The sequence below is a fragment of the Anaerolineales bacterium genome (assembly GCA_015075625.1).
Classification (GTDB): domain Bacteria; phylum Chloroflexota; class Anaerolineae; order Aggregatilineales; family UBA2796; genus UBA2796.
On sequence record JABTTZ010000002.1, the window covers coordinates 342,361 to 365,512 of the forward strand.

The following is a 23,152-nucleotide window of genomic DNA, read 5'->3' on the forward strand; positions in this document are numbered from 1 at the left end:
GCAGACTCGTCGCTAGGTATCCTCTCGGCTTAAGACATAACGTCGCGTGAGGGTGGAAATCCAATAGGTTGCGGAGAGGTTCTCTGTCACATGGACAAGACAAGCGCTTGCCAATTCCAAAAGCGCAGCATTGAGCGCCTTGGGGGAAATAGGGTTGCGAGAACGCAGCCGCTCCCATGTAATGACCTCTGTGCCGGGTTTGGCAGGGAATGCGGCTAGTGATCGTAAGACTCCTTGTGCTGCCTCAGAGAGTGCCTCCCACGCTGGATCATAGACATGCTCGTAGAGTGGGCGGCTTAAATCGCCCGTCTCGCAGAAATCCTCATAGACTTGGGAGAGAGGAAGGGCGCTGAGGCGGTCTATGAGCAGCCGTATGGCGAGAGGATTTGCTCCCGCCGCCTCAATAATCTTAAGCAGTTCCTCTTGGCTTGCTTTTGCCACACTTCCCACCCCACGCTCAGCAGCGTAATGTTTTGCCAAGAGAAGGGCATTGGCGCTGTCTAGCTCATTCAAATGGAGGGCGTAAGCATTTTGGTATTCACTAAGGCGACGCCGGCTGGTGATGACGACCTTAGAACGCGAACTAGAAACCGCCTCGTGAAGGGCAGTCAATACAGCAGGAATATCGCGCACTGCCTCTAAGCCATCGAGGACAATCAACGTCCTTGCCGCCCATAAGCGCTCTAAGACAAGCTGAAATTTCGCTCGGAGTGATTCCTCTGGCGGATCATTGCGCGTCTGATGTTCATCAACAACGGTGAGAAATGCCTCGAACGTGGGAGTTTCATCCCCCTCAAGGCGCTCGACAAGCTCGCCAAAAGCATCGTCTGGTGTCCGCAGCGATTGATTCAATTGGGGGAGGAGTTGATCATAAACATCACCCAAACCGAGGGGGTGTTTGCGTGTTGGCTGGGGGCGACTCCATACCCATTGGGAAGTTTGGGCGCTGATCCACGCCAACGCCTCGAACGCGCCACTGCGCCACACATGGGCAACCGCTTCGCGGGCAACGGCAGTTTTTCCTAACCCACCTAAGCCATCCAAGACAACGAGGGCGGGGGCATCAGCAGAGAGCAGCACATCCGCCAAGCGGTGCAGCGCCCAATCCACCCCAAAAAGACGGGCAGTTGTCGCCGGAGGGAGCATTGCCAAACGGCGGACAGAGGTCGTCCGCTGCTCATCACGGGCGCGGTGTTCCGCTTGAATCAGCCGTTCGGCAAGGGCATCCAGCGTATCGCCCCGCTCGCGGTAAAACTGTGCTTTGCTAATCAGAAGGGTGTTTGTATAGATTTCGCCGGGTTTTTCCCCTTGACGGTAAAGCCTATCGGCGATCACATAGCGACGTTGAGCGGGCGAGTCAGCGTTACCCGTGACCTGACGCAGGGAATCGATGATTTCATCCAAAACCGTCCGCACCGCTTGCCCAATTTTCGCCGTCGTTGGCGGGGGGAAAAGAGGAACATTCCCACGTACCACCTGCCACGAGACAAACAAAGACGTGGAGAGGGTGAGATCGTCGGCGTAGTGGGCAAGGCAGTGTTCTAGCAAGCGAATGATACCCTCCCGATCTTGGGTGGGGTCGCTAGGGGTAGCATCTGCCGCTGGATTACGGGAAGGAAACATTGTGGATTTACCGCCGCTCTTGACGCATCACAACACTTTGAACCATGCCCAATCCAACCATCAAGGTGAGCAGCGAACTACCGCCAGAACTAATGAAGGGGAGGGTCAGCCCCGTCACAGGCAAGATGTTCAAGTTCATACCGGTAGAGACTACCGTTTGAAAAAAGATGATGGCGGCAATACCATAACAGATGAGCGCCCCTAGCGGATCACGCGCCAAGCCCGCTGCCCGCAAAATCCGCCACAAGAGGATGCCAATGAGGACGAACACCGAAACCGCTCCGGCAAAACCCAATTCTTCAGCGATCACAGAAAAAATAAAATCGGTGTGACGCACACGCAGAAAGCGCAGTTGGGACTGTGTGCCAGAGGCATAGCCTTTTCCCAACGCCCCGCCAGAGCCAATGCTGATCCGTGCCTGAAGGATGTTGTAGCAGTTGCCGCCGCGTGTTTCTTCGCTGACAGTGGTACAGCCGAAAAACGAGAAAATACGCGAGCGTTGGTAATCTTCCATCTGGGACCACAATAAGGGAAACGTGATAATTACGACTAGCACAGCAAGAGCGACATGACGCCCACGCAACCCCGCTGCCCAAATCATGACCGTCCAGGTGAACATGATCAGGATAGTGATGCCTAAACTAGGCTGAAGGAAGATGAAGGCGGCAGGCAGCCCAACATAACCAAAGGAGATAACCACTGTGCGCAGTTCGTTCAGTTTGGTGTATTGACGGTGAAGATGCTGCCCTAATGTTAAAACAAGGAGAACTTTCGCCAACTCCGAGGGCTGGACAGGCAGCCCAACCTCTAGCCAGCGCTGCGCTCCGGCCGCCCCGACCTGCCCCAAGACGGCAACCAACCCCAAAAGAAAGACGAGAAAACCGTAGATATAGGGTTGAAGCGCCCCTAAGATACGGTAATCGAGTGCAGAGATAGCAAAAAAAATGACGATCCCAATGATGGCGTATTGAATTTGTCGGGGGACGCGAGAGATAAGTTCCGTATCGACGGCGTTCATCGTCGCGCTGCGGATCATCAAGACGCCATAGATGATCAGGATCAGCGTGACGCCGAACATCAGAAAGTCAAAATTGCGCCAAATGCGATTTGCCCGCACGGAAACCCCTCATCATGTCACTTTGAGGGATGATCATAGCACGACCAGAGAGAAATCGTCAGAAACAGTCCATGAGAAGAATGTATTTCAAAAAAACTAACCCCCTTTCCCCGCGTGCGGGGAAAGGGGGTGAACAACCCTCCGTTTACGGGGAGGGGCAAGGGGTGGGGGTTGAAATGACTTGAAGTGAAGGTGGTCATCTTAGCCCCTCTGCCTGCTACACAGAGGGGGTAAATACGTTTCTGCTTTCTTGGTGGGAAAGGGAAAACTGGTTAACTGTTTAGACGCAGATTAATTGCCCGTGCGGTGGGGGTGAGGTCTACCCCTTGCGGAGTGGCTGCTACGCCCACATCGACATAAAAGCGATCCAATAAAATTTCTGGCTCTGGTTGGTAAAGCCCACCCCCGCCGCCAAGTGCGGGCATCGTCGGTACATCAGGGATGATCTGTGCCACATCAATGTTGATGCGCATCGGCGTTCCCGGTTGGGCGGCGTTCATGATCACACTGACCGGATCGGAAACCCGATTTTGGGGGACAGAGATCGTCACGCTATAGGTAGAAAGCGTTCCGCCGATAGCGCTCATTTTGAGCGTGATGCGTGCCGGGCGGGGCATCTGGGGTTCGTTTAGATTGGGGGCGCTCACGGCAATCATAAGTTGCCATGGTTGGGGATTAAGGGCATCCACCGCACGGATAATGCGCGGAAAAACGACCTGCAAGCGGCGATTAAAAATCGTGGCGGGAGTCGTGTAATTGGGCGCTGTCTCGCCTCCTCCTGGATTATCTGGCGTTTTTTTGGCGTCAAAGTCGAGCAACTGCCGCGTGAGCAGTTTTCCATCGGTGGTCAGAACGTAATTACGCCCTTCACTATCTATCAGTCCATCGTTGATTAACCGACGAATCGCCCGTAGAACAGCGCGATTGGAAAGCCCTGTGCCGTTTTCTAAGGCGGGGACAGTAGCGGCTTGTGTCTGGTAAAGGTAACGGAGAATGGTGAGTGCTTCCTCCGGCAGACGTTGAAGTTTGAATGGCAGAGTCATGGTGCGTGTGCCCTCGGTACGGTTTGCCCTCGTCGTGGATCATCGATTGCTGATCGTCATGTAGTGTACCTTCAGGCAAAAATTGCCGCTACCGATAGGAATGGTGTTGCCTCTCGCTTCCAAACTTGCTATACTTTCGAGGTCTTGAACAACTATTTATGTGAGGGGTTTTCATGAACACAACAAAACGTGTTTCTCTCTTTTTGACTTTGGCGTTACTGGTCACACTGGCGCTTCCATTCGTCTCGGCAAAAGCGCAGGATGGCGGTCTGCTGGCGACGGTAAAAGCACGCGGAAAAGTGATCTGCGGAGTAAATCCCGGGATTCCCGGCTTTGGCTACCTCGATAGTGCGGATAACACCTTTAAGGGTTTTGATCCATCCTTCTGTCGAGCATTGGCGGCGGCAATCTTCGGTGATACAGAAGCCGTTGAATGGCGTCCGATTGCCCGTGCAGCGGATCGTTTCCCCTCGCTGGCGTCTGGGGATATTGATGTCCTCATTCGTAACACAACCTTCACCGCCGGACGTGATACGGCAGAAGGTGCCGACTTTGCCCCAACAACCTTCTACGACGCCTCCACCGTCCTCGTTCGCACGGCGGACAGCTTGATGACATTGGAATCGCTGAAAGACCTGACCATTTGCGCCATTAAAGGGACGACCAACGAACGTGCCATTGGCGAGGCGATGGCAGCAGCGGGCGCAACCTTTACCCTTGTGACCTATGATGATATTGACGCCGTGTTGGATGCCTTTTCCGCCAACCGCTGTGACGCTGTAACCTCGGATCGTTCGCAGCTTGCTGGCAAGCGTTCAAGCAACGCGAACGGCGGCGATTGGACGATTTGGGATGCCAACCTGACAAAAGAGCCGCTCGGTCCGGTTGTGAAGGCGGGCGATTCGCAGTGGTTGGATGTCGTCCGTTGGACGGTCTATGCGACGATCATCGCTGAAGAAAAGGGAATCACCAGCACCAATATTGATGATGTATTGGCAACGACGAAAGACCCCGAAACGCTTCGTTTGTTCGGCAAAGATGGCGAACTCTACAAGGCACTCGGTTTGGAAGCGAATTGGGCATATAACATCATCAAGAATGTTGGGAACTACGGCGAAATCTTCGACAGCACCGTTGGCGAAGGCTCACCACTTGGGCTGCCACGTGGTCTCAACGCGCTGTGGTTGAATGGTGGGCTGCAATACGCGCCGCCTTACCGTTAAGCCCTCACCTCGTTAGCCCCCCTCCCCCAACAAAAGGGTGAGAGGCGCTTCGTTCTAAGCGCTGCCGCAAGGCACACGCTCCAAATGTGTTTATGCGGGCGATCTGTTGTGGGTCGCCCTTTTCTATAGGTTATGCCGACGGTGACTGTCACTATCCCTAACGAGTTTCTCGATCTGTTTCAAAAGCGGGCGTTTGCCCATTTCGCCACAATCATGGCGGACGGCACGCCGCAGATTACGCCTGTGTGGGTCGATTATGACGCGCCCTACATCTTGGTCAATTCGAGGATGGGGCGCACGAAAAATGCCAATGTCCTTAAGCGTCCAGCGGTGGCGTTGGAAATTAGCGATCCCGATAATCCCTATCGCTATGTGATGATTCGAGGGACAGTAATAGAGATCGTCACCCTCACGGACACAAGCCATATCGACTCGCTGGCGCTGCGTTATATTGGGCTTGCCCGCTACCCTTGGGGCGCTCCCGATGAGGTGCGGCAGTTGTTCAAAATTCGCCCGGATCATGTCGTTGCCCGTGTCGTCGTTGCCGATCCAAACAATCCCTTAGGGCATTGAGAGGGGCATTCCCTCACAGTGCGTTCGGCTTATTATCCATTAGTCATACCGAGGAGTCCTCATGTCTGACGCCTCACCGCCCGCCACCCCGTCCGCTATGGATCGTTTGCGGGCAAGCCTGTTTGATATTCGGGTTATTCGCGTTCTTATTCAAATTATCTTCTTACTTGGTGTTCTTGTAGGGGGCGCGGCGCTGATCAGCAACACGCAGCGCGGCTTGGCGCGGCTTGGGCTTGTCCCCTCGTTTGGCTTTCTCAATGCACCCTCCAACGTCCCCATCAGTGAAGGTCCGATCCCGCACACCGCCGCTGATACTTTTGGTCACGCCTTTGTGGTGGGTATCGTCAATACCCTTCGGGCAGTTGTGGTAGGGCTTATTGGGACGACGATTCTGGGTTTGATTGTTGGCGTGGCACGGCTTTCCTCCAACTGGCTAACGCGCACCCTCTCGCTGATCTTCATCGAGATCATGCAGAACACACCGCTTCTGTTGCAGTTGATTTTCCTCTATGCGGGGGTCTTTTTGGCACTTCCTCCGGCACGGGAATCCATTCAATTGCCGGGACCCTCCTACCTGAGTGTGCGCGGCTTGGCAACCCCCGCTCTAATCCCAACGACGAACATCACTCTTTGGACGGTGATCGTCCTCGGCGCGGTAATCCTCGGTGTGACGCTCTATCGCCGTTTACGAAAACAGGGGTTGGAAAGCGGAGCGCGTACCTATGCCTTCGAGATCGGCTTGCTCATCCCCGTGATCACGCTTCTTGTGGCGACGGCACTTTTTGCCCCCTATACGGTGAGTTACCCAGAAATTATCGGTCCGCGTTACGCGCCGGGCGCGGGGAGCGTGGTTTCCCCAGAGTATGTGGCGATTGTCGTCGGGTTGATCCTCTACACAGGAGCATATACGGCAGAGGTTGTCCGTTCGGGGATTCAGAGCGTTTCACAAGGGCAGTGGGAGGCGGCACGGTCACAAGGCTTTAGTTATTTCCAAACCCTGCGCCTGATCATCCTCCCCCAAGCGCTGCGGGTGATGATTCCCCCTCTGACAAACCAATATCTGAACCTGATCAAAAACAGCAGTCTTGCTGGCGTGGTAGGCTTTGCCGATGTTTTTGGGGTGGGAAAAACAGCCCTCGAATCGGGGCAGACCGTTCCGGTGGTGATCATCGTCATGCTCATCTACTTGGTGATGGATTTGACCACCGCGTTCGTGATGAATATCCTCAACCAGCGCGTTCAGATCAAGGCACGGTGACGGCGCTATGACAACTCCTACACATCCAAACATTTCGCCAAACAATCCCCCCTCGGTGGAAGTTCCTGTCTTTGTGCAGCGTCCGGTAACGCAAACGGGCATTTTAGGCTGGATACGAAAAAACCTATTCGGCTCATGGTATGACGCCGTTCTGACGCTCATCATTGCCTATATACTACTCAGTTTTGGGCGAAATTTCCTTGATTGGGTTGTCAATCAGGCGCGGTGGAACGTTGTCACCGATAACCTGCGCTCGTTCATGACCGGCTTATACCCTATTGATCAGGGCTGGCGGGTGGCACTGGCAATGATCACCCTCGTGACATTGGCGGGGATCAGTTGGGGCGTTTGGGGGCGAATGGTTGCCAGCATCGTGGTGACACTCGTCATTGGCGTGGTGCTGCTCGTCTTACTGCCCATGTTGAATACGGGCGGCTCGTGGGCGGATGGAGAAGGTATTGGGCGTTTCCTCGGCGGGGACATCATCGCCCTTGTCCGTGTTTTACAAGCACCACTGCTGTTGATCATCCTCTTTTTGGCGGTTGGCTACGCGGTTGGGCGCTTCGGGGTGCGGCTCAACAAGCAGCCCATTGGGCGCATCGTTCTAATTGGATGGTTCGTGGCGATTCCGTTATCCTTCGTCTTGGTGCGGGGGTTAGGGGTTGGGACGCCCGTCTTGCCTTATGTCTCGCCCAATTCGTGGGGCGGGCTGCTGCTCACCTTTATGCTGGCGTTTGTGGCGATCACCGCCTGTTTCCCCCTGGGAATACTTTTAGCATTGGGGCGGGCATCGGGGTTGGGGGCGCGAAAACGCCCCTTTAAGGGTGGGCGCTGGTGGTGGTTAAATCCGCTGCAATGGGTGAACGCTTTGCGCGGATGGTGGTCATCGTTGGGGACGCTCCCCATCATCAAATTAGCCTGCACGGTATTCATTGAGTTCATGCGCGGTGTCCCATTAGTGACAGTTTTCTTCACCGCCAATGTCATTGTCCCCCTCGCGCTTGGGGGGGATATTCAGGTTGATAATGTCGTGCGGGCGATGGTTGCCCTAACGCTCTTTGAAGCGGCATATGTGGCGGAGATTGTACGCGGCGGGTTGCAGGCAGTCCCGCCAGGGCAGTTGGAGGCGGCGCGGGCAATCGGGCTGAATCCGATTCAGGCGACGCTGTTTATCATCCTTCCGCAAGCCATCCGCACGGTGATCCCGACCCTTGTCGGGCAGTTTATCAGCCTTTTTAAAGACACCTCCTTAGCGGTGATTATTGGGCTGCTAGAATTGATTGGGACAGCGCAGAGTATTTACGCTCGTCAAGAGTTCAACGCCCAACGCCGTGAGGTGCTGGTCTTTATTGCACTGGTCTACTTTGTGTTCAGTTACGGCATGTCCTACGCGGCGCGGCAGTTGGAGCGGCAGGGATCGGGAAAGGCAAAACGAACCTAAGCGCCTTCCCCCTCACCCTATTTTGGGCTGAGGGGAAAGGAATCACCATAGAATTTAATACCGAAGAGAAATTCACTTGTCACCCGCCGGATTTTTCTAATTTCGCCAGAAAATCCTCAACGGTTTCGTCGGGGGTGGCAAAATCACCACCATACTGCAAGCGCATTGCCTCTTGGTGTTTCACCAGCCACGCATACAAATCCGCTTCTGTTCGTCCAAGAAAGTGCATCAGCATATCATGTTCGCGGATGAGCGAAACAAGCGGCATGTAAACATGGTCGTACCAACTCCCTACCGCTTCTTCCCATGTCACCGGACGATTTTGGTTCAACCCCATAAAGTAGCGGTGAACGTCGATGTGTTCTAGAATCTGGCGGTAACGATTCGGCTCACTGAGGAGTACCTCGCTGCCGGGGCGCAGTTTATCGAGGTTCGTCTTTTGAAGGAATTCGGCATAGCCTTCCTTTTGGATGAGGTCTTCAACGGTGGTCGTTTCATCCAGCGGAATCGAGGTGGGAAGTTCGGTGACAAATGCTTCAATGGTTGCTGCGCCAAGCTGCCGCGCCACCGAAACACGGTGATTGCCATCTATGACGAAATAGACATCTCCCACCTTGTAAACCTCAATAGGGGGAAAGCCTTCCATCCCCCGCGCCATCGCATCCAAGCGCTGCCAGCGAGACTTCACAGCATTGGTGCGGGGGAGAAACGAGCGGGTGAAGTCGTTGTAACGCCCAACGCTCCCCACAATTTTATCGACAGGGATTTCCCGTAAGCCGAGGTAGCGCTCATCGCGCAGCCGTAGCCGGTTTTTCACTTCTTCAAAGCGCAAGAGGTCGATTGATTTTCCCGTTAAAACACCCCACACTTGCGCCCAAAACGCGGCTGCCCGTGCTTTTTGAAAGTCGCGGGCGGCTTGCGCGGTTAGCATTGCTGAATCGGAATCCATCTCAGAGTCCTTAGTTATTCCAACGACAGATCGAGGAATTTCACTGGATTGACGTTGATCACCTCTGTGTTATAAACACGGGTGTGCGTTGGACGGCGCGAATCTTGGGTATCAATATGCCCATGCAACATATAACGTGGCTGAAACCAACGCACAGCCAAACGCAGCCCACGAAAGCCCTTATGGGCGTGGTCGTCTAAATCATGGACGCCGCGCATCGGTGAGTGCGTGACCAAGACATCTAAGCGGCGGCGGCGTATAAGCCGGTAGAGCATCACCGAAGGGAGCAGCTTCACCACAAAGGTGAGCATTTGTTTATTCGTGTATTGAATAGGATCGCGGTTGTAACGGATGCAGCCCTCCAAACCAACAAAACTGACCCCCTTGAATCGCACCAGCCGCCGATGAAGGTTTTCCCCCCCCGGATGATCCGCTGTGTATTGTGTGTCGTGGTTGCCCCGAACAAACAGGAGTGGCACATTTAACACTGAGGTGATGTAGTCAAGGTAACTTGCAGGCATATCCCCGCAACTTACAATGGCAGCGGCGCTGCCATAGTTGCGGAGCAGGTTGTCTCCATGCTCCATAGCTCCCATAACGTTATCACTAATTGTTAAAATTTTCATGAACAGCGTGTCCAAATTTGATGAAAGTATGTTGTGTTGTATTGCACAAAACGAGAATCCATAAAAATGAATGAATGGTTTATGGTGAAACAACGAACGATTCGTTTGTCAGATGAGTAAGGCTAAGCGAAATTATACCCACAACGAGGATTTAGAGAGGGTGAGGCTGTGCGCAGCAAATGCACCGCTGCGAGATGTACAGGAGGTTTGCCCCACCCAACTAGATCACCACACAGATAGATAGGGTTTCACCCCACCCCCTGCGATCCGCCTTCGGCGGGTACCCACTCCTCGTAAACGGAAAGGGGGTGGGGGGATTGGGGTTCTTCTAGAAATCTCTGTGGTGACGTACTACTTTGTAGAGGTGACTCTACATCGTCGCCTGCCGACCACACTCTATTCCACTAGATTCTCATGCACGCCTTGTCTTTCGCCTGATTTCGCGCTACCTTTCGAGGTTGTCTCGTTGACAGGCGCGACCTTTTCTCGGTGATAGGTTTTAGGGCAAGGGAAAGTCCAACTCTTTTATGGCAACGCTCAACCCCAAACTGCTCTCGAATGATACCAACGCGGTCTTGAATGCCGCCATTGATATTGTCAAAAGTTACAGTCGCAGCACGATCTACCCCGAAGCGGTTTTGCTCGCACTCATCCGCAGTAAAGAGACCGCCGCCCGCCGTCTTTTGGATTACTTCCACACGCAGCGCGGCTTGGACATGGATCGCCTGGAACGTTCGGTGCGGGCAGCGGTGGAACAGCGCCGCGATATGGATGGTGACCTGATCTACCAAGCGGCAAACGGGACAAAACTCTCGCTCAGCCGCCAGATGATTATCGCCCTTGACGAGGCGCTGAGCATTGCCCAAGCGGGAAACGAAGTCTACATTGATACCGATCACCTCTTGGCGACACTCACCGAGAGCAAGATCAGCACCGGTGGACTGCTGCGCGGGTTCGGCATCACGCCAAAGGCAATGACCGACCTCATGGCGGATCGCGTCGTCTCTAAGAAGGCGACAACAGCGGGCGATGTTGTGGAACAAGTGAAAAAGGGCGATGCGCGGGCGGTCTACTTTCGCAAGGCGCTCCTTGACGAAGTGATCAGCATGCTCTCGCAGCGCATCCGGCGCAATGTTCTGCTCATTGGCGCGGATGGCGTGGGGAAGCGCTCCCTTGTCTACAGTTTGGGGCTACTCATGGCAGAGGGGAAGGGTCCCGTTGGGCTGACGAAGTTGGTCACTGTTGAGGAAGGCGCGCTGCTCGATAACGCCTCCGGCGCAATCACCAGCGGAATTGCTCAAGCGAAGGGCGGGATTTTATTCATCCCCCGCATCGAACGCTTTTTTGGCGGTCCGGTGAAGGCGGAATTCCCAAAGGCAACGCCCCTAATTCAAAAAGCGATCCTCGGCAGCGATCCGGTGATCATTGGGACGGCGACACAGGCGGATTATGATGAGCGCCTTGTCAATGCCAGCGGGTTTGGCGATCATGTCCAGTTTTTGCGCATCCCCGAACCAAGCGAGGACGAAGCGGCGGAAATTTTGAAGGTAATCGCCCCTCACATTGCCTCCGATTACAAAGTGGGCATTATGGACGAGGCGATCAAGATGGCGGTGAAGCTGGCTAAGCGCTATATGAGTCCCGGTGTGCCGCTGCCCCGCAGCGCCGAGCATCTCCTCCATCGCGCCGCCGCGATGGTCAACGTCAGCCGTCACGGGGGGGAGGATGCGGGCGAGAAAAAAACCGCTGTCGATGGCGAAGATGTGACCCTTGCCGCCGCCCAGATCACGGGGATTCCGGTGGCGAAGTTAGGGCAGGACGAACGCACTCGCTATGCCAGCATGGTCGAACACATTCACGAGCGGATCATCGGACAGGAAGAAGCCGTCCTCGCCGTCAGTCGGGCGGTCAAGACGGCGCGGGTGGGCTTGAAAGACCCTAAACGCCCGATTGGGTCGTTCATGTTTTTGGGACCAACGGGCGTGGGCAAAACGGAATTGGCAAAGGCGCTCTCCGAATTTATGTTCAACAGCGAGGACGCCTTGCTGGAAATTGACATGTCCGAATACATGGACGAGAGCGCGGTGAATAAGCTGATTGGTGCGCCGCCGGGCTATGTGGGCTTCGAGGGTGGCGGGCAGCTTACAGATCGCGTCCGCTTGCAGCCGTATACCGTCGTCCTCTTTGACGAGGTGGAAAAGGCAAACCCGCGTGTCATGGATGTTCTCTTGCAGGTGATGGAGGCGGGGCGGCTAACGGACGGGCAGGGGCGTCCGGCAAATTTCAGTGAGACGGTGATTATCCTTACCAGCAACTTGGGACACGAGTATTTGCAGGATACGACGATCACCGAGGAAGACCGCGAGGGCGTCATGGAGGAAGTGCGCGGGTTCTTCCGCCCCGAATTCCTCAACCGTCTTGACGAGATTGTGATCTTCAGCCCGCTGAACGAGACGGAACTTCGCCAGATTCTTGATTTGATGCTGAAGAAAGAGATCAAGATGGCAGGCGAGCGCGGCTTGAAGTTGGAATTCACACCCACCTCGAAGGATTGGATGATGGCGCAGAACGATCACCCCGAATGGGGGGCGCGTCCGCTGCGCCGGATTATCGCCCGTTCTGTCCGCGAACCGCTGGCAGACTTTCTGCTGACGGGCAACAGCGGCGGCGGGACGACAATCACCATCGACGGGCAGCCCGGCGCGGAGAAACTGACCTTCAAGACGGGCTAAGGCAAGGCGAGAACGACCCTGTGAATTACGACGCGCTGACCATTCACCGGATGATCGCCAGTTGCCCACGCTGGTATCACCGTATCGAACTAGCGCCGGGGATCATCACGCCCGGCGTTCAAGATTCCCCGCGCAACCTCTCTTTTTTAGACGAGGTGGGCTTGCCACAAGATTGCAGCGGGATGCGCGTTTTGGATGTGGGCTGCCGCGACGGGTATTTCGCCTTTGAGCTAGAACGGCGCGGGGCAACCGTTGTGGGGGTGGATAACATCCCCGCTGAGGAAACGGGCTTTCCCATCGCCAGTGCTATTTTGGGGAGCAAGGTCACCTACCACGTGGAAAACGTCCACAATGTGACACCGGAAAAGTACGGGACGTTTGATCTGATCCTCTTTTTGGGAATTCTCTATCACCTCCGTAACCCGCTGCGCGTGCTGGATGTCATGCACCGCCTGATCGCCCCGCACGGCTTGTTTTTTGTGGAGACGGAGGTAATTGATAACCGCCTCTTTCTGCCCGATGGGACGATCACCCCCATGGAGACGCTCTCCCCGACGCTGCTGGATGTCCCCCTTTTTCAGTTCTATCCGGGTGACACACTCAACCATGACCCTACAAACGTCTGGGCGCCAAACAGCGCCGGGCTGCGGGCGATTCTTTACGAGGCAATGTTCCCTGTCCAGAAGATGGTCGTCTTTGGCTACCGAGGGTTCAGCATGAGCCGCGTCACCTACAACAAAACGACGGAATTCTACCGAGATTTGGATACAGGCGTGTGGTGAACCTCCCCGCACTCTCCGTCGTGATCCCCGTCCACAACGAGGCGGACAACGTAGTCCCTCTCTGCGAACGATTGGATGCCGTCCTTGACGCCTACCAGCCGGATGCCGAGATCATCATTGTCGATGATGGTAGCACGGACGCCACCTTTGCCACCCTGAAGGGGCTTCGGGGGCGCTTTCCCCGTTTGCGGATCATTCGTTTCACCCGAAATTATGGACAGACTCCGGCGTTGGCGGCGGGCTTTGACCATGCCCGTGCGCCGGTGATCGTCGCCCTCGATGGCGATCTACAATTCCACCCGGAAGATTTGCCCCTCGTCGTGGACAAACTGGCAGAGGGTTATGATCTCGTTAACGGATGGCGGGATCGCAGCCACGATCCGGCGACGCGCAGCCTCCCTAGCCGCCTTGCCAACGCGATGATGCGCTATGTGACGGGCATTCCCATGCATGATTTCGGCTCAACCTTCAAGGCATACCGCCGCGATCTGCTGGAAAATCTTCACCTATATGGCGAACTGCACCGCTTTATTCCGGCGCTGGCAAGCCGTTATGGGGCGCGGATGGTCGAAGTCCCCGTGCGCTGGTCGCCCCGCCTTCATGGGAAAAGCCATTACGGGTTGGGGCGAACATGGCGCGTATTCCTCGATATGATCGCCGTGAAGTTCCTGATCGCCTACAGTGCCAAGCCGCTGCGGGTGTTCGGCAGTTTGGGCATTGCCTGTCTGGGCTTGGGTGGCGTCTTGTGGCTGATCACACTGCTGATGAAACTTCCGGCACTCGGTGGCTATTCGATCACGGGCAATCCGCTGCTCTTTTTGGGGGTGATGCTCGTCTTGGCGGGCGTCCAGTTCATCACGAATGGGCTGCTGGCAGAGATGCTGACGCGCACCTATTACGAAGGGAGCAAGGTGCGCACGATTTACACAATCCGCGAGGTGGTGGAGGACGATTCGCTACCCTGAGGGTGCGCCCCTGTGCGGAGAATTGCGTCATTGATTCCCCCGCAGTCCTTTGACCATTCCCCCCCCTTTGCGGCATACTCTCATTCATGAGCAATTGCTCATATTTTTTGAGAGACGCGCCGTAAATTAGAAAAGGATCAAGACGCCATGTCAGACTCGCCGCGAGGGGGAAACACCTCACAAAGACATCCATTAGCGGGAAAATGGGCGCTGGTGACGGGGGCATCCAGCGGGTTGGGGGCAGATTTTGCCCGTGACCTTGCCAAGCGCGGGGCAAACCTCATCCTCGTTGCCCGCCGTGCCGATAAGATGCACGAACTGGCGGCGGAGATCAAGGCGGCGCAGGGGACAACTGCCGTAGAGGTGATCCCGATGGATCTGGCGCAGCCGAACGCCCCCGACGAACTGCACGCGCAGGTGAAGGCAGGCGGATGGGCGGTAGAGGTGCTGGTGAACAATGCCGGGTTCGGGCTTTATGGGATGTTCACCGAGACGGCGTGGGAGCGCATCGCCCAGATGATCCAAATTGACATTGTGACTCTCACGCACATGTCGCACCTTTTTGCCAAAGACATGGTGGCGCGGAAATCCGGCTATATCTTGCAGGTGGCGTCGATTGGTGCGTTCCAACCCTCGCCCACCTATGCGGCGTACTCCGCAGCAAAAAGTTACGTCCTGTTCTTTGGCGAGGCACTCAACCATGAATTGCGTCCGCACGGCGTCAAGGTAACTGTTCTTGCGCCGGGCGTGACCAAGACGGAATTCCTCGCCGTCAGTGGGCAGCGCCCGTCGTTGTATCAACGGTTGTTCATGATGCAAAGCCCAACGGTGGTTAGGGTAGGCGTCGATGCGTTGCTGCGCGGCAAGACGAGCATCGTCCCCGGTGTGGCAAATCGCTTTCTGGCGTGGTCAAATCGGCTGATGCCTCGGCGGATGGCGGCGATGCTTGCCCACCGGACGATGACCATGGGCAGTTGAGTAGGTCAAGTGTGGGGCTATAAAGCCCACACGCTAGAAATAGTCACCCCGTCGGGGCTTAAAACAGAAGACGCGCGGCGAGTGCGGACGCCTCTATATTATTAATGTAACCGTTCACTCCCTATGTTAAAGGATAACTACCTGATGAGGATGTCGAATCGCTTACCCCACATTCTGCGGGCATGGGCAATGCTAGGGGGCGCACTTGCCTTGCTTCATGGGGCGTTGTTTGTGGCATGGAACGCCCTACAACCCTCTACCAAAACAAGCCGTGATATAGTGCCTATCGTTGGGTTGATGGTGATCTACACCCTTCTCTTTGGTGTCATTGTGCTGTGGTTTACCATTCGTCTGGGGAACGTCACCCAACCAAAGGCGTATCGAGACGCCCAGCGCAACGGGCAGCCCGCTCAGGCACGAGTGGATCGTATTGAACGCACGCGGTGGCGTATAGAGCGAAACCGAAATCTTCGTTTACGCACACGTCCGCGCCGCACTGAATATGTTATGCGTATCTGGGTCATGTCTACACCCCCCTATGAGGCGGAGATCGCTGCTTTCTTATCGGCAGACCATGCGCCAGACGTGGGTGCGATCATTCCTGTCAAAATTCACCCAGAACAACCGTCTGTTATTGTCCTTGATGAGGCTCTGTTTCCCCCCACCAATCGCTGAGTCCTGTTCCCTTAGCATCTATCCGTAAATTAAACAGGTGAACAGTAGGCACAAACCCTCACAACCCTTTTGGTGATGGCATTCAGGGAAAGATGCGGGGTTTGCCAAAGGTATCTTTCTCAGCGCTGCCCTGATTACAATCCAAACCTGAATTTACGGATAGACTCTTAGAAAATCTTGGGAGAGGGTTTCTTTCCTAAGGGGGACGCCCTCGCTGTCTGATCGTCGCCCCATATCTATGCTGTTGACAACTTATTTCGTTTGTTCTAAAATACACAAACAGCTTTTTGTGGCATCCCTAGACTATTTTTCGTGCTTTTGCGCCCTGTTGGGTACACTGTGCCTCACAATCACACGGTATCCTCGGCGCTTTGATCGTCGTTTCGGTAGGGTACGTCGTCAATCGGATAAACCCCACGTCCCCAATAAGGAAAAAGAGGACTCTATGACAGCACCACTTGATTTCGCAAAGGATTTTCTCAAACAGATCGAAGGGTGGTCGCCCACCATCCACGCCGTTGAGGTAGGGCATGTGACGGAGGTAGGCGATGGTATCGCCCGCGTTACCGGCTTGCCCAATATTCGCTATTCCGAACTGGTGGAGTTCTCCACCGGGGCGCTCGGCTTGGCGTTCAACCTTGAGACGGATAGCGTCGGCGTGATCATCATGGGCGATTACCGCCACATCCGCGAAGGTGACGAAGTGCGCGGCACAGGGCGTATCTCCTCCGTCCCCGTTGGGATGGGTTTGGTCGGGCGCGTGGTGAACGCCCTCGGCACGCCGTTGGATGGCAAGGGTCCCATCGCTGCGACAGAATATTATAACGTAGAGCGGATCGCCCCCGGCGTCATTGAGCGCAAAGACGTGGATACGCCCATTCAGACAGGTATTCTCGCCATTGACGCCATGTTCCCTATCGGGCGCGGACAGCGACAGTTGATCATCGGTGACCGGCAGACGGGCAAGACCGCCCTCGCCCTCGATACGATCATCAACCAAAAAGGGCAGGATGTCTTCTGCATCTACGTCGCCATTGGGCAGAAAGAGGCACAGATCGCCTCGGTGTTGGCGACATTGGAAAAGTACGGCGCGATGGACTACACGATCATCGTTGTCGCCTCGGCGGGCGACCCCGCCGCGCTTCAGTACATTGCTCCCTATGCTGGCGCCGCCATTGGCGAATGGTTCATGGAGAATGGCAAAGACGCTCTGATCGTTTATGACGACCTCTCCAAGCACGCCTGGGCATACCGTCAGGTGTCGCTCTTGCTGCGCCGTCCTCCTGGGCGTGAGGCATATCCGGGCGACGTGTTCTACCTACACAGCCGCCTGTTGGAACGTGCGGCACGGCTCTCTGATGAACGCGGCGGGGGCAGTCTGACGGCGCTCCCCGTCATTGAGACGCTGCTCGGTGACGTGTCGGCATACATCCCGACGAACGTGATCAGCATCACCGATGGGCAGCTTTTCTTGGAATCCGACCTGTTCAACGCCGGGCAGCGCCCCGCCATGAATGTCGGTATCTCGGTCAGCCGCGTCGGTGGCGATGCGCAGCGGAAATCGATGAAAAAGGTTGCCGGACGGATGAAACTGGAACTTTCCCAGTTCCGCTCGTTGGCGGCGTTTGCCCAGTTTGGCGCGGACTTGGACAAAAATACCCAGAATCAGCTTGAGCGCGGGATGCGCCTGACGGAACTGCTCAAGCAGCAGCAGTACCAACCGCTCCCATTGGACGAAGAAGTGATCCTCATCTTCGCCGGAACACGCGGATTCTTGGACACCATTCCGGTGGCAAAGTTGAAGCAGTGGCAGGGCGATTTTATCCGCTCGGTGAAGGCGCAGTATCCCCAAATTGGCAAGGGGATTCAAGACGCCGCGACGAAGTATGACCTGAGCGCAGAGAACGAAAAACTGCTGGAGCAGGCGCTCACCGATTTCAACCGCACATGGTTGCAGACGAACGCGGCGAAGTGATCGCGCCAAGCCACCCGCTGAGGGGGAACACCTATGCCTAGTGTACGCGAAATCAAACGGCGCATTCGCAGCGTCAAAAATATCCAACAAATCACGATGGCGCTGGAGGCGGTTTCCGCCTCCAAAGTCCGCCGTGCCACCAACCAAGCGCTGGCAGCCCGCGCCTATGCTGATCTTGCCATTCGGGTGATGGGGCATATCTTCAAGGCGAGCAACTCCTCAACGCCGCTCCACCCGCTGTTGACGGCACGGGCGAATGTGGGGACGGTCACGGTGGCGTTGATCACCAGTGATCGGGGGCTTTCCGGTGCCTATAATACGAACGTTTTCCGCGTGGCGCGGCGCTTTGCCCAAGATGTGGGGAAGCCCGTCCGCTGGGTGGCGGTGGGGCGCAAAGGGCGCGATCTGCTTGCCCGCATGAAGGAAAATATCGTTGCCGATTTCACCGGTTTGCCGGCGTGGTGGTCGCTGGATGCCTCCCGCCCGATTGCCCGCACCCTAACGGAAGAATATCTGAACGGTTACAGCGATCAAGTCTATGTCGCCTATACCGAATTCATCAATACCCTGACGCAGCAGCCGCGTGTGCAGCCTGTCTTACCCATTGTCCCCGATCAAGAGGGGGCAATGATTCATTTGGATTACCTCAAACTCCGTCGGGAAGATGAGGTCAATGTGGGGGATTACATCTTCGAGCCGAACGCAACGGCGATCTTGGATGAGATTCTCCCCAAGTTCCACGAGAACATCATCCTAGAACTGCTCTTAGAAAGCGCCGCCAGCGAACACAGCGCCCGCATGGTCTCCATGCGCAACGCCTCGGAAAACGCCAAAGCGCTCTCGGCAGATTTGCAGTTGAGCTACAACAAGGCGCGGCAGGCAGCGATCACCAGCGAAATTTTGGACATCGTAGGTGGTGTGGAAGCGATGCGCGGCAGAAAAGCCCCCGCGCCCGCCGAGACGCCGCTGGCACAATCCTAAAAGGACTCTATTATGGCGAATGAAATCAAAGGAAAAATCTCGCAAATTCTTGGCGCGGTGATCGATGTCGAATTCCCCGCAGAGGGGGGTTTGCCCGATATTTACGACGCGATCCGCGTCCCGCTGCCGCCCGTTGAAAAAGAGGGGAAAAGCATCCCCCAAGATGATCTGATCTTGGAAGTTCAGCTTCATCTCGGTACCTCGAAAGTCCGCTGCGTGGCAATGGACGCCACCGAGGGCTTACAGCGCGGGATGGATGCCATTGCTACTGGTGCGCCGATCCTCGTCCCCGTTGGGGGGGGCGCGTTGGGACGGCTGTTCAATGTATTGGGGCGTCCGATTGATCAAAAGGGCGGGGTTAGCAGCGACCTTCGCTATCCCATTCACCGCAGCAAGCCCTCGTTTGATGAATTGATCACAAACCCCGAAATGTTTGAGACGGGGATGAAAGTGATTGACCTGATCGCCCCCTTTACAAAGGGTGGCAAGATGGGCATTTTCGGCGGGGCGGGCGTCGGCAAGACAGTGACCATTGCCGAACTGATCCGCTCTGTGGCAAAAGTTCACAGCGGATACTCTGTGTTTGCCGGCGTGGGCGAGCGCACCCGTGAGGGGACGCAGCTTTACTACGAAATGCAGGGCTACGGTGTGATGGATTCCACGGTGATGGTCTTCGGGCAGATGAACGAACCGCCCGGCGTCCGTCTGCGCGTGGCGCTCACTGGCTTGGCAAACGCCGAATACTTCCGCGATCAGGGCAAAGACGTGCTGCTGTTCATTGATAACATCTTCCGCTTCTCGCTGAGCGGCTCGGAAGTGTCGGCACTTTTGGGACGGATGCCCTCAGCCGTGGGTTACCAACCGACTCTGGCAAACGAGATGGGCGACCTTCAAGAGCGCATCGCCTCGACAAAAACGGGGTCGATCACCTCGATGCAGGCGGTCTACGTTCCCGCTGACGACTATTCCGACCCAGCACCAGTGGCAACCTTTACCCACCTAAATGGGACGATTGCCCTGGAGCGTGAGTTGGCGGCACAGGGCTTGTTCCCCGCCGTCGATCCTCTCGCCAGCACCAGCCGTCTGCTTGACCCGCAGATCGTCGGGGAAGATCACTACAACACCGCCCGCGAGGTACAGCGTGTGTTGCAGCGCTATAAAGACTTGCAAGACATCATCGCCATCTTGGGCATTGATGAACTCTCCACCGACGACAAACTTCTGGTGGGGCGGGCGCGGCGCATCCAGCGCTTCCTGACGCAGCCGATGTTTGTTGCCGAGAAATTCACCGGACGCGATGGGCGCTATGTGCCGATCAAAGAGAACATCAAAGGCTTCAAGATGATCCTCAGCGGCGAACTCGATCACATCCCAGAGCAAATGTTTTACATGGCGGGACCGATTGAGGACGTGCTGAACCGCTACGACGAAGCGAAACGCAAGGGCGAAGTCTAGAAAGCGGGCGTCACATGCCGATCAAAGTCGATATTGTCACCCAAGAGGGTCCGCTCTTTTCCGATCCGGCGGCGGATATGGTCGTCATTCCCGGCGTGGAGGGGCAAATGGGCATCCTTCCCCACCACGCCGCGCTGCTGACGACGCTTGCCCATGGCGAGTTGATCGTGCGCAAGGGCGGCGCGGAAGAAAGTTTTATCGTGTATGGCGGGGTGGTTGAAGTGCGCCCCGACTCCGTGCTGATCTTGGCAGATACGGCGGAAAGCACCTACGCAGTGGACATGGAAAAAGTCCGCCAAGCACGGGAGGATGCCGAACGGGTCAAGCGCGAGGGCGTCGCCCCTGATAAATCAATGGCGGTTGTCCAAGAACTGCGGCGGGCAGGTCTGCAAGAGAACATCTTGCGGAAGGTTAAGAGCCGTGCCAACACCGTGCGTATCGTGAACCCTGAAGAAGAAAAGGCGAAAAAGAAGCCTTAAAACAGGGAAAACGAATTCGGTGGGTTGTGAAGGACGCGGCATTCAACGCCGCGTCCTTTTTTGTTGGGGTGGGGGGGTTATAACACCCGCGCTAAGGCGGATCACCGACAACCTCACCCCCTATCCACACAGAGAGGTGGTGAGGTGTGCGGGCGCATGTGAAGCCCGCGTGCCGAGATCAGGGGGTTCACCTTTCCCTGTTTTCAGCCGCGCCCTTTAGGGCGGGGTGGTCAACCATAGCCCGACGGTAAACCATCGGGCTATGGCGGACGCGCTGTAGTGCATCCCTATAAGGGTGATTCGTCATTGTCTCATTAGCCGTGGAGGGCATCTTACTATGGATATCGGTATTTTTCTACGTGGACTCATCTTTGGGCTTTCGATTGCCGCCCCCGTCGGACCTGTCGGAATCGTGTGCATCCGGCGGACGCTTGGAGAGGGCTTTTTCTATGGCGCGGCGGCGGGCTTGGGAGCGGCAACGGCTGACGTGTTTTTCGCTTCGGTGGGGGCGTTCGGTCTGACGGTCATCGCCAACGCCCTCGTCAGCCTTCAGGCGCCGCTGCGCTTCTTTGGGGGAGCGTTTCTGATCTACCTCGGCTGGACGTTTTTCCGCACCCCGCCCGTTGATACGAACGCGGCAGGCACATCATCACTGGCAGGGGAGGATAACGCACGGCGGGGGCTGTTTGGGGCGTACAGCACAACCTTTTTCCTGACGATCACGAATCCGATCACGATCCTGATCTACACCGCAATGTTCGCCGGATTTGGCAGCACGGGCGAGGGTGGTATCTGGGCAGCGCTGATGATGGTTGTCGGCGTAGCGATGGGGTCGGGGGGGTGGTATCTCGCGTTAGCGGGGATCGTCAGCCTTTTGAAAACGCGGATGAACCGCACGGTGCTGCTGTGGATCAACCGCCTCTCAGGGATCGCTATCGCGTTGTTTGGGATCGTTGTGCTGATCAGTGCGCTGCGGGGGTAGGGGCGCACCCGTATGGGATCACGGAAAGACCCGCCCCCCGCGCTAAAGAACAAGGCTGAAGTCAGCGCGTCGGCTTTAGCTCCGCGCCCTCTCTCCCGCACGCGCTTACTTTAGGGCAAGAAGGGCGCTGAGCGCCGCGTCAAGCTCTTTTTGCGTTTGGTAACCTTCCAAAATGCGGAAGGTTTTCCCTTCCTTATCCAGCAGCACCATGTAGGGGATGAATTGGACACGATACTTCTGCGAGAGTGCATCGGAGCCGATGTTATCAACATCAATATCCCAAAAGGTCACTGTTTCGCCGTATTTTTCCTTCATCTTCTTCAGTGCTGGACGCATTTCGCGGCACGGTCCACACCAATCGGCGTAGAACTCAACAAAGTGGGGCTTTCCTGTCAGACTGATCGCGGAGGGTCCGGGCGTTTCTGTCGGAATAGCGGCGTAGGTGGCGATCCACATTTGCCCTAGCGCCGTCAAGGTGAGGACGGGCGCGGGCAAGTCTTCGGTGGCGGTGGGTGTGGGGCTTACCAATGCAGACCGCGCCCGCGTGGGTTCAACGCCTAGCGTCGTCAGGGGGGAGATGTCCAGCGTAGGTGGGCGGGTAGTTGTTGCCGTGAGTGTCGCCGCGCTTTGTGAGCGAGCGCGTCCTCCCGTTGGGAGGGCGAGGACGAGGGCAAGCCAAACGACGATCAACGCTGCCGCGCTGAGAAATAATCCGAATAAGGGCTTACGACGCATGACAACTAGCCTCCTACTGCCACCAAGCTATCCAACAAATCGGCAATTATTTCATGGGGGTGCGCCCCCACCAGCCGTGCTACTTCGTTGCCCGTTGCGTCCAAGAATACAAGCGTCGGGCGCAGCCCTTGAAAGCGATAGGTTTCGCGGGCAGCAAGCGTTGCAGGGGAGTCAATATCAAGCTGAAGAAAATCGATCACCCCACTATATTCGCTTTTCAGATCTTCCATCACAGGGTGCATACTGCGGCACACGCTGCACCAATAGGCGAAAAACTCAACAAGCTGCGGACGCCCCGTTGTGCCAATCAGGGTCGGGTCGCTTGCCTTTAGTTGATCAAAAGGGATAATCGCTTGCGTTGCGACGACGGGGAGCGCCGTTTGCGCAATAGATGTATTCAAGGGCGGGGTGGCGGTGGGGGTTGCTCCCCCGCAGGCGCTTAGGATGAGCAGCAGAACGAGCAAGGAAGAACGACGCATAAGAGCAAAACCACCATCAACTAAATCGGTAGCTAGATTATACGTCAAGTGTGTTGCCCATCCACCCTCATAATTATCCAG

Annotated in this window: 21 protein-coding genes; 14 read left to right on the forward strand and 7 right to left on the reverse strand. The window is 56.1% G+C overall.

What is annotated here, in order from left to right; all coding sequences use genetic code 11:
• Nucleotides 1–12: 12 nt before the first annotated feature.
• The 3 genes from HS103_10170 to HS103_10180 form a co-directional block, all read right to left on the reverse strand.
• On the reverse strand, nucleotides 13–1,623 hold the full coding sequence (locus HS103_10170) for a hypothetical protein (GenBank protein ID MBE7513165.1): 1,611 nt from the start codon (nucleotides 1,621–1,623) through the stop codon (nucleotides 13–15).
• A gap of 7 nt (nucleotides 1,624–1,630) precedes the next feature.
• On the reverse strand, nucleotides 1,631–2,740 hold the full coding sequence (locus HS103_10175; GenBank protein ID MBE7513166.1) for a rod shape-determining protein RodA: 1,110 nt from the start codon (nucleotides 2,738–2,740) through the stop codon (nucleotides 1,631–1,633).
• A gap of 272 nt (nucleotides 2,741–3,012) precedes the next feature.
• Nucleotides 3,013–3,783, reverse strand: coding sequence for a hypothetical protein (locus tag HS103_10180; protein ID MBE7513167.1), 771 nt, complete (start codon nucleotides 3,781–3,783; stop codon nucleotides 3,013–3,015).
• 173 nt (nucleotides 3,784–3,956) lie between these two features.
• On the opposite strand from HS103_10180, the gene HS103_10185 reads away from it, so the two are divergent.
• The 4 genes from HS103_10185 (at nucleotide 3,957) to HS103_10200 (ending at nucleotide 8,278) form a co-directional block, all read left to right on the forward strand.
• Nucleotides 3,957–5,006, forward strand: coding sequence for an amino acid ABC transporter substrate-binding protein (locus tag HS103_10185; protein MBE7513168.1), 1,050 nt, complete (start codon nucleotides 3,957–3,959; stop codon nucleotides 5,004–5,006).
• Between the two features lie 132 nt (nucleotides 5,007–5,138).
• Nucleotides 5,139–5,579, forward strand: a complete 441-nt coding sequence (locus tag HS103_10190; protein MBE7513169.1) for a PPOX class F420-dependent oxidoreductase — start codon at nucleotides 5,139–5,141, stop codon at nucleotides 5,577–5,579.
• Nucleotides 5,580–5,640: 61 nt separating this feature from the next.
• Nucleotides 5,641–6,837 carry an ABC transporter permease subunit gene (locus HS103_10195; GenBank protein ID MBE7513170.1) on the forward strand — a complete coding sequence of 399 codons (1,197 nt, stop codon included), beginning with the start codon at nucleotides 5,641–5,643 and terminating at the stop codon, nucleotides 6,835–6,837.
• A 7-nt stretch (nucleotides 6,838–6,844) separates the two neighbouring features.
• Nucleotides 6,845–8,278 carry an amino acid ABC transporter permease gene (locus tag HS103_10200; GenBank protein ID MBE7513171.1) on the forward strand — a complete coding sequence of 478 codons (1,434 nt, stop codon included), beginning with the start codon at nucleotides 6,845–6,847 and terminating at the stop codon, nucleotides 8,276–8,278.
• Nucleotides 8,279–8,357: 79 nt separating this feature from the next.
• Here the strand turns inward: HS103_10200 and HS103_10205 are convergent, their stop codons facing one another.
• Nucleotides 8,358–9,227, reverse strand: a complete 870-nt coding sequence (locus HS103_10205) for a ParB N-terminal domain-containing protein (GenBank protein MBE7513172.1) — start codon at nucleotides 9,225–9,227, stop codon at nucleotides 8,358–8,360.
• Nucleotides 9,228–9,241: 14 nt separating this feature from the next.
• Nucleotides 9,242–9,853, reverse strand: coding sequence for a hypothetical protein (locus tag HS103_10210; protein ID MBE7513173.1), 612 nt, complete (start codon nucleotides 9,851–9,853; stop codon nucleotides 9,242–9,244).
• Between the two features lie 527 nt (nucleotides 9,854–10,380).
• On the opposite strand from HS103_10210, the gene HS103_10215 reads away from it, so the two are divergent.
• The 10 genes from HS103_10215 to HS103_10260 all read left to right on the forward strand — a co-directional run bounded on the left by HS103_10215 (nucleotide 10,381) and on the right by HS103_10260 (nucleotide 21,857).
• Entirely contained in the window at nucleotides 10,381–12,585 is a 2,205-nt protein-coding gene (locus tag HS103_10215) for an ATP-dependent Clp protease ATP-binding subunit (protein ID MBE7513174.1), read from the forward strand.
• Between the two features lie 20 nt (nucleotides 12,586–12,605).
• Nucleotides 12,606–13,367 carry a methyltransferase domain-containing protein gene (locus HS103_10220; protein ID MBE7513175.1) on the forward strand — a complete coding sequence of 254 codons (762 nt, stop codon included), beginning with the start codon at nucleotides 12,606–12,608 and terminating at the stop codon, nucleotides 13,365–13,367.
• Nucleotides 13,364–14,332, forward strand: coding sequence for a glycosyltransferase family 2 protein (locus tag HS103_10225; GenBank protein MBE7513176.1), 969 nt, complete (start codon nucleotides 13,364–13,366; stop codon nucleotides 14,330–14,332). Before HS103_10220 ends, HS103_10225 begins: the two co-directional genes overlap by 4 nt.
• A 147-nt stretch (nucleotides 14,333–14,479) precedes the next feature.
• A complete protein-coding gene (locus HS103_10230) occupies nucleotides 14,480–15,310 on the forward strand; it encodes an SDR family oxidoreductase (protein MBE7513177.1) in 831 nt (276 codons plus the stop codon).
• Between the two features lie 144 nt (nucleotides 15,311–15,454).
• The gene (locus HS103_10235; GenBank protein ID MBE7513178.1) at nucleotides 15,455–15,985 is read left to right on the forward strand and encodes a hypothetical protein; all 531 of its coding nucleotides are present in this window, start codon (nucleotides 15,455–15,457) and stop codon (nucleotides 15,983–15,985) included.
• Nucleotides 15,986–16,430: 445 nt separating this feature from the next.
• Nucleotides 16,431–17,960, forward strand: a complete 1,530-nt coding sequence (locus HS103_10240) for a F0F1 ATP synthase subunit alpha (protein MBE7513179.1) — start codon at nucleotides 16,431–16,433, stop codon at nucleotides 17,958–17,960.
• A 33-nt stretch (nucleotides 17,961–17,993) separates the two neighbouring features.
• The gene (atpG, locus tag HS103_10245; protein ID MBE7513180.1) at nucleotides 17,994–18,941 is read left to right on the forward strand and encodes an ATP synthase F1 subunit gamma; all 948 of its coding nucleotides are present in this window, start codon (nucleotides 17,994–17,996) and stop codon (nucleotides 18,939–18,941) included.
• A gap of 12 nt (nucleotides 18,942–18,953) precedes the next feature.
• Nucleotides 18,954–20,396 carry a F0F1 ATP synthase subunit beta gene (gene atpD, locus HS103_10250; protein MBE7513181.1) on the forward strand — a complete coding sequence of 481 codons (1,443 nt, stop codon included), beginning with the start codon at nucleotides 18,954–18,956 and terminating at the stop codon, nucleotides 20,394–20,396.
• 14 nt (nucleotides 20,397–20,410) lie between these two features.
• A complete protein-coding gene (atpC, locus tag HS103_10255) occupies nucleotides 20,411–20,875 on the forward strand; it encodes an ATP synthase F1 subunit epsilon (protein MBE7513182.1) in 465 nt (154 codons plus the stop codon).
• 337 nt (nucleotides 20,876–21,212) lie between these two features.
• Entirely contained in the window at nucleotides 21,213–21,857 is a 645-nt protein-coding gene (locus HS103_10260) for a LysE family transporter (protein ID MBE7513183.1), read from the forward strand.
• A 105-nt stretch (nucleotides 21,858–21,962) separates the two neighbouring features.
• Here HS103_10260 and HS103_10265 read toward each other — a convergent pair whose 3' ends face one another.
• Together HS103_10265 and HS103_10270 are read right to left on the reverse strand one after the other, a co-directional pair.
• Complete coding sequence (locus HS103_10265) at nucleotides 21,963–22,592, reverse strand: thioredoxin fold domain-containing protein (protein MBE7513184.1); 630 nt, start codon at nucleotides 22,590–22,592, stop codon at nucleotides 21,963–21,965.
• Between the two features lie 5 nt (nucleotides 22,593–22,597).
• Nucleotides 22,598–23,071: a hypothetical protein gene (locus HS103_10270; protein MBE7513185.1), complete on the reverse strand. Its 474-nt coding sequence runs from the start codon at nucleotides 23,069–23,071 to the stop codon at nucleotides 22,598–22,600.
• Between the last annotated feature and the right edge of the window lie 81 nt (nucleotides 23,072–23,152).

Coding starts and splice junctions, on each gene's coding strand:
- HS103_10235 (MBE7513178.1), top strand. CDS start 15,455: ATGAGGATGTCGAATCGCTTACCCCACATTCTGCGGGCATGGGCAATG.
- HS103_10195 (MBE7513170.1), top strand. CDS start 5,641: ATGTCTGACGCCTCACCGCCCGCCACCCCGTCCGCTATGGATCGTTTG.
- HS103_10240 (MBE7513179.1), top strand. CDS start 16,431: ATGACAGCACCACTTGATTTCGCAAAGGATTTTCTCAAACAGATCGAA.
- atpG (MBE7513180.1), top strand. CDS start 17,994: ATGCCTAGTGTACGCGAAATCAAACGGCGCATTCGCAGCGTCAAAAAT.
- atpD (MBE7513181.1), top strand. CDS start 18,954: ATGGCGAATGAAATCAAAGGAAAAATCTCGCAAATTCTTGGCGCGGTG.
- HS103_10190 (MBE7513169.1), top strand. CDS start 5,139: ATGCCGACGGTGACTGTCACTATCCCTAACGAGTTTCTCGATCTGTTT.
- atpC (MBE7513182.1), top strand. CDS start 20,411: ATGCCGATCAAAGTCGATATTGTCACCCAAGAGGGTCCGCTCTTTTCC.
- HS103_10210 (MBE7513173.1), bottom strand. CDS start 9,853: ATGAAAATTTTAACAATTAGTGATAACGTTATGGGAGCTATGGAGCAT.
- HS103_10260 (MBE7513183.1), top strand. CDS start 21,213: ATGGATATCGGTATTTTTCTACGTGGACTCATCTTTGGGCTTTCGATT.
- HS103_10180 (MBE7513167.1), bottom strand. CDS start 3,783: ATGACTCTGCCATTCAAACTTCAACGTCTGCCGGAGGAAGCACTCACC.
- HS103_10205 (MBE7513172.1), bottom strand. CDS start 9,227: ATGGATTCCGATTCAGCAATGCTAACCGCGCAAGCCGCCCGCGACTTT.
- HS103_10215 (MBE7513174.1), top strand. CDS start 10,381: ATGGCAACGCTCAACCCCAAACTGCTCTCGAATGATACCAACGCGGTC.
- HS103_10230 (MBE7513177.1), top strand. CDS start 14,480: ATGTCAGACTCGCCGCGAGGGGGAAACACCTCACAAAGACATCCATTA.
- HS103_10185 (MBE7513168.1), top strand. CDS start 3,957: ATGAACACAACAAAACGTGTTTCTCTCTTTTTGACTTTGGCGTTACTG.
- HS103_10265 (MBE7513184.1), bottom strand. CDS start 22,592: ATGCGTCGTAAGCCCTTATTCGGATTATTTCTCAGCGCGGCAGCGTTG.
- HS103_10170 (MBE7513165.1), bottom strand. CDS start 1,623: ATGTTTCCTTCCCGTAATCCAGCGGCAGATGCTACCCCTAGCGACCCC.
- HS103_10200 (MBE7513171.1), top strand. CDS start 6,845: ATGACAACTCCTACACATCCAAACATTTCGCCAAACAATCCCCCCTCG.
- HS103_10270 (MBE7513185.1), bottom strand. CDS start 23,071: ATGCGTCGTTCTTCCTTGCTCGTTCTGCTGCTCATCCTAAGCGCCTGC.